The organism is Blastococcus sp. SYSU DS0541, assembly GCF_054050875.1.
Map to the genome: position 1 here is coordinate 136,898 of NZ_JBJHAD010000011.1, position 11,017 is coordinate 147,914.

At 75.1% G+C, this 11,017-nt stretch carries 8 protein-coding genes and 1 pseudogene; 2 read left to right on the forward strand and 7 right to left on the reverse strand.

Annotation, left to right across the window (positions count from 1 at the left end):
• Positions 1-49: 49 nt before the first annotated feature.
• Both ACI794_RS13640 and ACI794_RS13645 read right to left on the reverse strand, forming a co-directional pair.
• Complete coding sequence (locus ACI794_RS13640) at positions 50-5,062, reverse strand: NAD-glutamate dehydrogenase (RefSeq protein WP_456616632.1); 5,013 nt, start codon at positions 5,060-5,062, stop codon at positions 50-52.
• 71 nt (positions 5,063-5,133) lie between these two features.
• Entirely contained in the window at positions 5,134-5,505 is a 372-nt protein-coding gene (locus ACI794_RS13645; protein WP_456616633.1) for a phage holin family protein, read from the reverse strand.
• 280 nt (positions 5,506-5,785) lie between these two features.
• Between ACI794_RS13645 and ACI794_RS13650 the strand changes: the two genes are divergently transcribed.
• Complete coding sequence (locus ACI794_RS13650; protein ID WP_456580263.1) at positions 5,786-6,979, forward strand: AAA family ATPase; 1,194 nt, start codon at positions 5,786-5,788, stop codon at positions 6,977-6,979.
• Positions 6,980-6,991: 12 nt separating this feature from the next.
• Here ACI794_RS13650 and ACI794_RS13655 read toward each other — a convergent pair whose 3' ends face one another.
• Positions 6,992-7,453 (reverse strand): PP2C family protein-serine/threonine phosphatase, encoded by a 462-nt coding sequence (locus tag ACI794_RS13655; protein ID WP_456616635.1) that lies wholly within the window; start codon positions 7,451-7,453, stop codon positions 6,992-6,994.
• A pseudogene (locus tag ACI794_RS13660) lies at positions 7,450-8,766 on the reverse strand (SpoIIE family protein phosphatase); the annotation flags it as partial. The pseudogene ACI794_RS13660 and the gene ACI794_RS13655, both read right to left, overlap by 4 nt.
• Before the next feature lie 216 nt (positions 8,767-8,982).
• Here ACI794_RS13660 and ACI794_RS13665 point away from each other — a divergent pair.
• Positions 8,983-9,438, forward strand: coding sequence for an ATP-binding protein (locus ACI794_RS13665; protein ID WP_456602208.1), 456 nt, complete (start codon positions 8,983-8,985; stop codon positions 9,436-9,438).
• A gap of 183 nt (positions 9,439-9,621) precedes the next feature.
• Here ACI794_RS13665 and ACI794_RS13670 read toward each other — a convergent pair whose 3' ends face one another.
• Genes ACI794_RS13670 through ACI794_RS13680 form a run of 3 tightly spaced genes read right to left on the reverse strand, consistent with a single transcriptional unit; the run spans position 9,622 to position 10,847 of the window.
• Positions 9,622-10,116 carry a hypothetical protein gene (locus tag ACI794_RS13670; protein ID WP_456602207.1) on the reverse strand — a complete coding sequence of 165 codons (495 nt, stop codon included), beginning with the start codon at positions 10,114-10,116 and terminating at the stop codon, positions 9,622-9,624.
• Positions 10,113-10,475, reverse strand: a complete 363-nt coding sequence (locus ACI794_RS13675) for a response regulator (protein ID WP_456602206.1) — start codon at positions 10,473-10,475, stop codon at positions 10,113-10,115. The genes ACI794_RS13670 and ACI794_RS13675 overlap by 4 nt, the downstream gene beginning before the upstream one ends.
• On the reverse strand, positions 10,476-10,847 hold the full coding sequence (locus ACI794_RS13680; RefSeq protein WP_456616636.1) for a chemotaxis protein CheX: 372 nt from the start codon (positions 10,845-10,847) through the stop codon (positions 10,476-10,478).
• Between the last annotated feature and the right edge of the window lie 170 nt (positions 10,848-11,017).

Below are 11,017 nucleotides of genomic sequence, written 5' to 3' on the forward strand. Positions count from 1 at the left end.
TGACGCTCCCGTGACGAACGGGCCGGTCAGCGGCGACCCGGCGGTGCGCTCAGGTCCCCGCGGGCCGCGGCACACGCCGGGCCTGGCGCCGCTTCCGCAGCCCGCGCAGCGTCCGGACGGCGACGAGCAGCTCGGCGAGCTCGTGCCGCTCGCCGGCGGTGATGTCGGCCAGCTGGGCCGCCGCGCGTCGCTGCGCGGCGTCCCAGCCCTCCGCCCACCGGCCGACCAGCTCGCCGGCCCCCTCGTCGTCCCTGGCCCGGAGGCCCAGCACGTCCTCGGTCAGCGAGGACTGCTCCATGGCGAGGTCGTCCCGCAGCGAGGCCCGGGCCATCGAGGGCCAGCGCCGGTCCCGGGGCAGCGCGATGACCTGCTCGCGCAGGGCCACCAGTCCCAGCCGGTCGGCGAGGCCCTGCATGACCTGGCCGGCCAGGGTCACCGGCGCACCGGTCCGCTCGGCGACCACGGCGAGGTCCAGCGCGGCCGGCAGCAGCGGCGCCGACGCGACGCGGGCGGCCAGCTCCGCGGGCAGGCCGGCCTCCTGCAGCCGGGCGGCGCGCGACGCGAACGCCTCCGCCTCGCCGCCCAGCAGCCAGCCGGGGAGCCCCGCCTCCACCTGGGTGACGGCGGGCCCGAAGCGGTCGACCACCTCCGCGAGGGCGGGCGCGTCCTCGGCGGTGAGCTCCGGCTGGCGCAGCAGCCAGCGCGTCGCCCGCTCGGCCAGCCGGGTGGCCTCGGTGCGCGCCTCGACCTGCACGGCGGCGGCGACCCGGTTGTCCAGCGGGCGGACGGCGTCCCACATGGCGTCGATGCCGAAGACCGCGCGGGCCACCGCGTGCGCGCGGACGACGGCTGGCAGCGGCACCCCCGTCTCCTCGGTGAGCCGGAACAGCCCGGTGACGCCGGCGATGTTCACCGCCCGGTTCGTCAGGGCCGTCGCGATGATCTCCCGGCGCAGCGGGTGGCTGGTGACCGCCACGGGGAACCGGTCGCGCAGCGGGGCGGGGAAGTAGCCGACCAGCAGCTCCTCCAGCGCCGGGTCGTCCGGCAGCGGGGAGGCGAGCACCGCGTCCCCGGTCTGCAGCTTGGCGTAGGCCAGCAGCACCGAGAGCTCCGGGCTGGTCAGCGCCTGCCCGTCGCGGCGGCGCTCGGTGAGCCCGCGGTCGTCGGGCAGCGCCTCGACCGCGCGGTTGAGCCGTCCCGAGCGCTCCAGGGAGCGGATGAACCGCTCGTGGGAGTCCATGAGGCTGCGCGCCGCCGCGGCCTCCCCGGCGAGGGTCGCGTTCTGCGCGTGGTTGTCGGTGAGGACGGCGGCGGCGACGTCGTCGGCCATCTCGCCGAGCAGCGCCGCCCGGCCCTCGGCGTGGATCCGCCCCTCGTCGACCACCCGGTTCAGCGCGATCTTGATGTTCACCTCGTGGTCGGAGGTGTCCACGCCCGCGGAGTTGTCGATGGCGTCGGTGTTCACCCGGCCGCCGGCGAGCGCGTACTCCACCCGGCCCCGCTGGGTCAGGCCGAGGTTGCCACCCTCCCCCACCACCCGCGCCCGCAGCTGCCGGCCGTCGACCCGCACGGCGTCGTTGGCCTTGTCGCCGACCTCCAGGTGGCTCTCACCGGCCGCCTTGACGTAGGTGCCGATGCCGCCGTTGAACAGCAGGTCCACCGGGGCGAGCAGCACCGCGCGGATCAGCTCGACCGGGCTCAGCGCCGTCACGTCCCCGGGCAGGCCGAGCGCGGCCCGCATCTGCTCGGAGACCGGCACCGACTTCGCCGTCCGGGGCCACACCCCGCCGCCGGCGCTGATCAGGCCTGCGTCGTAGTCGGCCCACGAGGACCGGGGCAGGTCGAACAGCCGCCGGCGCTCGGCGAAGGACGCCGCCGCGTCGGGCGACGGGTCGACGAAGACGTGCCGGTGGTCGAACGCCGCCACGAGCCGGATGTGCTCGGACAGCAGCATGCCGTTGCCGAAGACGTCGCCGGAGCAGTCGCCGATGCCGACGACGGTGAAGTCCTCCCGCTGGACGTCGACGCCCAGCTCGCGGAAGTGCCGGGTGACCGACTCCCAGGCGCCCCGGGCGGTGATGCCCATGGCCTTGTGGTCGTAGCCGACCGAGCCGCCGCTGGCGAAGGCGTCACCGAGCCAGTAGCCGCGCTCGAGCGCCACCTCGTTGGCCAGGTCGGAGAACGTCGCCGTCCCCTTGTCGGCGGCGACGACGAGGTAGCTGTCGTCACCGTCGTGCCGGACCACCTTCGGCGGCGGCACCACCCGGCCGTCGACGAGGTTGTCGGTGAGCGTGAGCAGCGCGCCGACGAACAGCCGGTAGCAGGCCTGGCCCTCGGCGAGCACCTCCTCGCGGGAGGCGCCGTCCCCGGGCGGGCGCTTGACGACGAAGCCGCCCTTGGCGCCGGTGGGGACGATGACGGTGTTCTTGACCATCTGCGCCTTGACCAGGCCCAGCACCTCGGTGCGCAGGTCCTCGCGCCGGTCGGACCAGCGCAGCCCGCCGCGCGCCACCTTGCCGAACCGCAGGTGCACGCCCATCACACGCGGCGAGCTGACCCAGACCTCGTGCGCCGGGCGGGGCTCGGGCAGGTCGGGCACCTCGGCGGGGGCCAGCTTGAGCGCGAGCGGGGTGGGCCGCTCGGGCGTCGAGGCGTAGTAGGTCGTCCGCTGGGTCGCGGTGACCGCGGCCAGCAGGGAGCTGAGCACGCGGTCGGCGTCGAGGGAGGCGACCTCGCCGATGGAGCTGCGGAGCGCCTCGACCAGGTCGCCCTGCCGGGCGTCCCGGCCGGTGACCCGGCCCGGCGAGAAGCGGGTCTCGAAGAGCGCCACCAACCGGGCGACCACACCGGGGTGGGCCGCCAGGGTCTGCTCCACGTAGGACTGGCTGAACGGCAGGCCCGCCTGGCGCAGCCACTGCACGTAGGCGCGCACGACCGTGACCTGCCGCCAGTTGAGGCCGGCGAGCATGACGAGCGCGCCGAGGCCGTCGTCCTCGGCCTCGCCCCGCCACACCGCGCCGACGGCCTCGGTGAACCGCTCCGGCAGGGAGCGCAGCAGGGGTAGCTCGACCGCCGGGACGGCGACGCCGAAGTCATAGATCCAGGTGGGCGGCGCGCCGATGCGGTCGATCTCGTACGGCCGCTCGTCGACGACGTCGACGCCCATGTTCTGCAGCATGGGCAGGATCTGCGAGAGCAGCAGCCGCTCACCGACCCGGTAGACGGTGAGCCGCCGCTCCCCCGGCGCCGCGCCGGTGGGCGTCCAGAGCCGCAGCGCCAGGTCGCCGGGGGCCAGCGCGTCCAGGCGGACGAGGTCCTCGACGGCGCGCTCGGCGGGGAAGTCCTCCTGGTAGGCCGCCGGGAAGGCGTCGGCGATCCGCGCGAACACCTTCTCGGCGTCGACACCGAAGCGCGCTGCCAGCGCGTCGGAGAGCTCGTCGGTCCAGCTGCGGGCCGCGGCGGCGAGCTCGGCCTGCAGCGCCTCCACGTCGACGTCGACCTGCTGCTGGGCGCCCCGGCGGCCCACCGGCGGCCGGACGACGAAGTGCAGCCGGGCCAGCACCGACTCGGTGGACCGGGCGGTGAACTCGATGCTGGTGCCACCCAGGCGCTCGAGCAGCAGCTGCTGCATGCGGGTGCGCACCTCGGTGGTGTAGCGGTCGCGCGGGAGGTAGACCAGGGCCGACCAGAACCGGCCGGTGGGGTCGCGGCGCAGGAACAACCGGGTCTGCCGCCGCTCCTGCAGGTGCAGCACCGCCAGCGCGACGGGCAGCAGCTGGTCGGCCCCCACCTGCATCAGCTCGTCGCGGGGGTAGGTCTCCAGGACGTCGAGCAGCTCCTTGCCGGTGTGGCTGTCCGACGGCACGCCGGAGCGGGCGACGACCTCGGCCACCCGGCGCCGCACGAGGGGGACGTCGAGGACGCTGGTCGTGTACGCGGAGGTCGGGAACAGGCCCACGAACCGGCACTGCCGCCGCACGCCGTCCCGGTCGCCGGGCAGCGTGACCCCGACGAGGTCGAGCCACGCCCGGCGGTGCACCGTCGAGCGGTTGTCGGCCTTGGTGACGGTGAGCAGGTGGTCCACCGGGGCGGTGCCGGCCTCCGGGGTGCTGCCGGAGGTGCCGCCCATGCCGGTGTCGCTGCGGAGCACGCCCAGCCCGGTGCCCGCGACCGGCTGGACGGCGAGCTGCCCCCCGTCGCCGTCGGAGACGGTCACCTCGCGGGCGCCCAGCAGCACGAAGTTGTCGTCGGCCAGCCACCGGAGCAGCGCGGCCGCCTCGGCCGGGTCGTCCGCGGCGTCGTCGACGTCGGCGGGGGCGCCGCCGCGCTCCTCCAGCCGCGCCGCCAGCTCGCGCAGCCGGGCCCGCATCCGCCCGGCGTCCTCGTGCACCGCGCGCACGTCGTCCAGGACGGTGCGCAGCCCGGCCACCAGGTCGCCGGCGGCCTCGCCGTCCAGGGGACCGTCGAGGACGACCGCCATCCAGGACTCCGCGACCGCGTCGGGCCCGCAGGCGGCGACGTCCCCGCTGTCGCAGAAGGCGAGCACCCGCCCGCGGACGTCACGGCGCAGCACGACGACCGGGTGCACGACGTGCTCGAGCGCGAACCCCTGCCGCGTGACCTCCGCGGTGACCGAGTCGACCAGGTAGGGCATGTCGTCGGTGACCAGCCGGATGACGGTGCGGCCGGCACCCCGGCCACCCGGCACCCCGCGCACGTCGACGGTCGCGACGCCGGGCAGCCGGACCTCGGCCAGCGCCAGGTGCCCGAGCGCGAGGGCGGCGAGGTCGGCGGGATCGCTGCCCAGCACCTCTTCGGCGGGCTCGCTCCAGTAGTAGCGGCGGAAGAACGCCGGGAGGGCGTCGGCGGTGCACCCGGGCGGGAGCGCCGCCCCCCCGCGCTCGGCCTCGGCGACGGCCAGCGCGGCCGCCTTCCGCAGCAGCTGCTTCTTCTCGTCGCGGCCGGCCTCGAGGGCGGCGAGCTCGGTGAGAGAGCCGCCCGCCGGGCCGCCGTCCCGGTCGCGCACCGGGGTCTCCGGTGTGACTCCGGTGTCACTGGCCATGAAAGGCCACGCTACTGCCCGCCGAGACCGCCGTCACGGCGGCGCAGGGGCGCCGGTGCGCCCCGATGCGGTCAGCGGTCGAGGAGCTGGTCGGCGACCCAGCCGACGACGGCGAGGATGAGCCCGCCGATCACGGCGGTGAGGAAACCGTCGATGGTCAGCCGGTCGGTGATCGCCGCCGTGAGCCCGAGGAGCGCGGCGTTGATCACCAGCAGGAACAGCCCGAGGGTCAGCAGCACGAACGGGAGCGAGAGCAGCCGCAGGACCGGTCCGACCAGGGCGTTGACGACGCCGAAGATCAGCCCGATCCACAGGTAGGTGCCGTACTCCCCCAGCGGCCCGTCGGGGTTGGGCACCACCTCCAGGCCCGGGAGCACGTCGAAGTAGGTCAGCCCGTAGAAGGCCGCCGCGAAGATGACGACCTTGAGCAGGAACTTGATCACGTCGTCACGCTAGCGCCGGCCCCCCGGCGATCGTGGGATCTGACGGCGTCTGCAGCCGTCTAGCGGCTGAGCTAGAGAGCCGCAGATGCGCCTCACGACGGGCCACCCGTCCTCTCGACCCGCCTATCGCGCCGTCTAGCAGCGGGGCTAGAGAGTGCTAGGCAGGGCTCGACGGGGGGTCCCGGCGCACCATCGCCCCCGCCCGTCCCGCGCGACACGCGATCAGCACGTTCTACGAATCTCTACGGCCGACGCTAGAGAAGCCCATACGGTGCTCGCCATGGATCCCGTGCGGAACCCCTACGCCCCCGGCGCCGGCCAGCGCCCGCCCGAGCTGGCCGGCCGTGACGACGAGCTGCAGGCGTTCGACGTCGTCCTGGAGCGCATCGCCCGCGGCCGCCCCGAGCGGTCGCTGGTCCTCACCGGGCTGCGCGGCGTGGGCAAGACCGTGCTGCTCAACCAGCTCCGCTCCGCGGCGATCTCCCGCGGGTGGGGCACCGGCAAGATCGAGGCGCGGCCCGACCAGTCGCTGCGCCGGCCGATCTCCTCCGCGCTGCACATGGCGCTGCGGGAGCTGGGCCCGCGGCACGGCGACCAGGAGTCGGTCGCCGAGGTGCTCGGCGTGGTGAAGGCCTTCGCCCAGCGGGTGAACGCGGCCGAGTCGAAGGTGCGCGACCGCTGGCAGCCCGGCATCGACGTGCCCGCCGCCACCGGCCGGGCCGACTCCGGTGACATGGAGATCGACCTGGTGGAGCTGCTCAGCGACGCAGCCGGGGTCGCCGCCGACATCGGCAGCGGGATCGCCCTGTTCATCGACGAGATGCAGGACATCCAGGCCGACGACGTGTCGGCGATCTGCGCCGCCTGCCACGAGCTCTCGCAGCAGGGTGCCCCGCTCATCGTCGTGGGCGCCGGGCTGCCCCATCTGCCCGCCGTCCTGTCGGCGTCCAAGAGCTACTCGGAGCGGCTCTTCCGCTACCTGCGCATCGACCGGCTGGAGCGCGCTGCCGCCGACCGCGCGCTGCTCGCCCCGGCCGAGCGGGAGGACGTCACCTTCGACCCGGCCGCCCTGGACGCCCTGTACGAGGCGGCTGACGGCTACCCCTACTTCGTGCAGGCCTACGGCAAGGTCACCTGGGACGTCGCCGCCTCCTCCCCCATCACGGCGGCCGACGTCGCCATGGCCGCGCCCGTGGCCGAGGCCGAGCTCGCCGTGGGCTTCTTCGGCTCCCGCTACGACCGGGCCACCCCGGCCGAGCGGGAGTACATGCACGCGATGGCCGAGCTGGGGGGACCCGGCGGCGCGGCGGTGGCGACGTCCGAGGTCGCCGTCTCGCTCGGCCGCAAGCCCGCGTCCCTCTCCCCCGCCCGCGACTCGTTGATCAAGAAGGGGCTGGTCTACTCCGCCGAGCGCGGGCAGATCGCCTTCACCGTGCCGCACTTCGGCCGGTACCTGCTGCGCCACCCCGACTGAGAACGGGGTCGCTCACCCGGGCGGGCCGACCAGGGCCGGCAACACCTCCGGGCCGGCCTCGGCGGGCCGGGGGCGGTCCACCGGGTGCGCCCGCACCGCCAGGACGGCGACGTCGTCCTCGACGCCCGGGCCGAGCATCTCCTCCAGCAGCCGGTCGCACAGCTCCCCCAGCGAGAGCCCGGCCGAGCGGGCCAGCACGGCGCGCAGCCGCTCCCGGCCGTCGTCCAGCAGCTCCCCGCGGCGCTCGAAGAGCCCGTCGGTGAAGAGCACGAGGGTGCTGCCGTCGGGGAGCAGCGCGACGCCGTCGGCCAGGTGCTCCACCCAGCCCGACCCCAGCGGCGGGCCGACCTGGACGGCGAGGTCGAGCACCTCGCCGTCGCCGAGCAGGAGCAGGGGGTCGGGATGCCCCGCCGAGGCCCAGTGCAGGCGGCGGACCCCGCGGCCCGCTCGGCGGCCCCCTGCTCGATGCGGCACACGAGCGCGGTGGCCATCGCCGGCACCGCGAGCCCCACGAGCGCGTTGTCCACCCTGTTGAGCAGCCCCGCCGGCTCCTCCAGCCGGTCGAACGCGATGGCCCGCACGAGCGTCTTGATCTGGCCCATGGCGGCGGCCGCCGCGACGTCGTGGCCCATCACGTCGCCGATGACGAGCACCGTGTCGCCGTCGGGCTGCAGGAAGGCGTCGTACCAGTCGCCCCCGATGGAGACGCCGCGCGTCGCCGGGCGGTAGCGCACCGCCAGCTCCAGGTGGTCGGGCTGCACCGGCGGCGAGAGCAGGCTCAGTTGCAGCCGCTCGGCCACCTGGTGGTTGAGGGTGACCAGCCGGGCGTTGTCCAGGGCCAGCGCCGCCCGCCGCGAGGCGATCTCGGCCGTCCGGAGCTCCACCGGTGTGTGCGGACCACGCTCGACGCCGTTGACCAGGGTGAAGGCGCCGAAGACCTCGCCGCGGGCGATGAGGGGGAAGGTCGCGACGGCGGTGGGGGCCAGCGGGGCGAGCGCCGCGCGGCTCGCGTCGTCGCGGATCATCGTCTCGAGGTGCTGGTCGGTGAGCCGCGCGATGACCACCGGCTCGGCGTGACGCAGCGCCACCGGTACGGGTGCGCTGGCGTCGTTGGAGGCGACCCGTGCGTCGGCGTACCGGTGCATCGCCTCCCGCATGGCCGGGTCGCGGTGCGCCCGGCCCACGTCGCGCCGGGTGCCGTCGGGGTCGACGACGCTCACCAGGCACCAGTCGGCGAGCAGCGGGACCACCGTGGCGGCGAACCGGCTCGCGGCCTCGTCGGCGTCGAGCGTCGAGGTCATCTCCTGGCTGATGTCGCCCAGGAGCATCAGGTGCCGGCCCGTCTCCTCGGCCTCGCGTGCCGCCCGGGCGGCCTCGGCGGCGGCCTCCTCGCGCGCGGCGACCGCGGCGACCAGCTCCTCCTCGGCGCGGCGGCGCTCGGTGATGTCGTCGTAGCTGAGGACCAGGCCGGCGTCGGTGAGGAAGGCGTCGGCGCGCAGCCAGCGGCCGAGACGCGCCGACCACGCCTCCACGCCGTCCGGCCGGCCGCTGCCGCGGACCCCGCGGCAGAGCCGCTCGAACGGCCCACCGGCCGATCCGGGGAACTGCCCCCAGATCTGGCGCCCCAGCAGGCTCCCCGGCGTCCGGTCCAGCATCCGCGCGCCGGCGGGGTTGATGTAGAGGATGCGCCACTGCTCGTCGAGGACGACGAGGGGCCGCTCCATACCCTCCACCGCCTGGCGCAGGAGATCACCCTGCGCCGAGGCGATGGCCTCCTCCCGCGCCATGCCGATCGCTCCACCCGCTCGGCCGCGCCATCGGCAGCACCTGGTCCAGAGGGTGACCGGTCCCCGGACGGATCGCAATCCCGGGGCCGGGCGCCGTCCCCCTCACGAGGAGGAGGTGAGCCACACCACAGGGAGTGGGAACAGGGTGGCGCGGGGTTGACACCGTCCCGGACGGGGAACCCCCGGACGGTCGAGGACCCGAGTCGAGGGGGAGGCATGGGGCGACTCGCGTGGCCGGTCCGCCCGCTACCGGACGGGCGCGGCGAGGTGTGGCGCTGGCGGCTCGGTACCCTCGCGGAGCTCCCGGCAGCCCGGGCGGGGCTGCGGTCGCGGCTGCGCGACGTCGAGCAGCTCCCCGCCGACGATGCCTCCGGCGAGCAGCTGGTGCTGGCGTTCGACGAGCTGGCCTCCAATGCGCTCCGCCACGGGGAGACCCCCGTCGTCGCCACCGTCGTCGCCGGCAGCGGTGGCTGGCTGCTCGACGTGAGCGACCGGGCCCCGCAGGCGATGCCCGCCCCCACGGTCGACCGCGACCCCTCCGAGGGCGGCATGGGGCTGCAGCTGGTGGCCCGCCTGTCGGTGGCCCACGGCTGGTACGTGGACGACGACCGCAAGCACGTCTGGGCCTGCCTGCCCACGGGGACCGGCGACCGCCAGCCCGCGCTCACCTGACGTTCCACGTGCAACACGCACGAGACCCCCGCTGCTCCGAAGAGCAACGGGGGTCCGGTGTGCTTGCACGGTCGTCCCGAGTGGGCCCCGGAGGGGTCCGCGCAGGGACGACGCAGCGGCTCAACGACCGTCGGGGACGGCCCCTGGCCGCGGTGCGGTCCGGAGGACCGCAGTGTCATCGCGTCACGGCACGACGAAGGAGATGGCTCCCTTGCCGTAGGTGGGCACCTCGAGGGCGAGGTCCACCCGGTTGAAGGCCGCGAGCATCCCGGCGAGGTCGCCGGGGAGCTCCTCGCCCGGGGCGTAGAGCTTGTGCAGCTTGGAGTGCGGTGCACCCGCGGTGTTGAACAGCGCGGAGAGCACGTTCACCACCTCGTGCAGCGCCTCGAGCTGCATGCCGGTCAGCTCGCCGTCCTCCTCGACGGCGTCCTGGCACCCGCCGGGGGGCAGGAGGGCCAGCGCACCGCCGGTGTAGGCCGAGGCACCGAGGTCCATCAGGCACAGGGCGTTGACGGCCATGTGCGGGTCGACGTAGACGGCGACGGCCACGGGCTTCTCCGGGGTCGGGGTGACCGGCGCCCCCGGGGAGACGTTCACCGGCTTCCCGACCAGGCCGGTCAGCATGTCCCGGATGTCCTTGGCTGCGGGCAGCGGCACACCCGTCGTGGGCGCGGTCATGCGATCACCCCGTCCAGGTGCTCCTTGAAGGTGTCCTCGGTGAAGGGCTTGGCGATGAGGAAGAGGGCGCCGGCGTTGGCGGCCTTCTCCCGCATCTCCGGGGAGCCCTCGGAGGTGACGAAGCCGAAGGGGACGGCCGAGCCGGAGGCGCGCAGCGCCTGCAGGCACTCGATGCCGGTCATGTTCGGCATGTTCCAGTCCGACAGCACCAGGTCGGGCAGCTCGGACGAGACCTTGGCCAGCGCGTCGGCGCCGTCCTCGGCCTCGACGATGTCGTGGTCGTCGTAGCCGGCCTGGCGCAGCGTGCGGATGACGATCTGCCGCATGACGCGGCTGTCGTCGGCGATCAGGATCTTCACTCAGGACACCTCGTTCTCGCGGGAAGGGGTAGAGCCGGGCAGGGGCGGGAGTGCGCCCTGCACCGAGATGGCGACGGGTTCGCCGCGCCACAGCACATCGATGCGGCACACGTCGGCCTGGTTGCGGACCAGCGGCGCGTTGCCCACCTGGGGCAGGCTGAGGGCCGAGGGGCCCGGCAGCGCTGCCTTGACGTTTCCGCCGACCACGTTGGCGATCTCGCCGAAGGCGTCGGCGACGTCCTCGTCGTCGAGCGCCGCGGGGGTCGCCTCCCGCAGCAGGGCGCGGGAGAGCTCCTCGGCCGTGCTGCGGGCGGTGGTCAGGACGACGCTGCCGGTCCACGGGCCGACGATGTCGACCCAACCGGACAGGATGTCGACCGGGAGGTTGCCGGGGAGCGGGACGAGGACCTCGTCCTCGCCGACGAGGGCGACCCACGCCTCGGCGGCGGGGGGGGGGGGGGGGGGGGGGGGGGGGGGGGGGGGGGGGGGGGGGGGGGGGGGGGGGGGGGGGGGGGGGGGGGGGGGGGGGGGGGGGGGGGGGC

What these genes read in the sequence shown, in the direction of transcription:
- ACI794_RS13640 (WP_456616632.1), bottom strand. Translation starts at nt 5,062, where the DNA reads ATGGCCAGTGACACCGGAGTCACACCGGAGACCCCGGTGCGCGACCGG.
- ACI794_RS13650 (WP_456580263.1), top strand. Translation starts at nt 5,786, where the DNA reads ATGGATCCCGTGCGGAACCCCTACGCCCCCGGCGCCGGCCAGCGCCCG.
- ACI794_RS13665 (WP_456602208.1), top strand. Translation starts at nt 8,983, where the DNA reads ATGGGGCGACTCGCGTGGCCGGTCCGCCCGCTACCGGACGGGCGCGGC.
- ACI794_RS13670 (WP_456602207.1), bottom strand. Translation starts at nt 10,116, where the DNA reads ATGACCGCGCCCACGACGGGTGTGCCGCTGCCCGCAGCCAAGGACATC.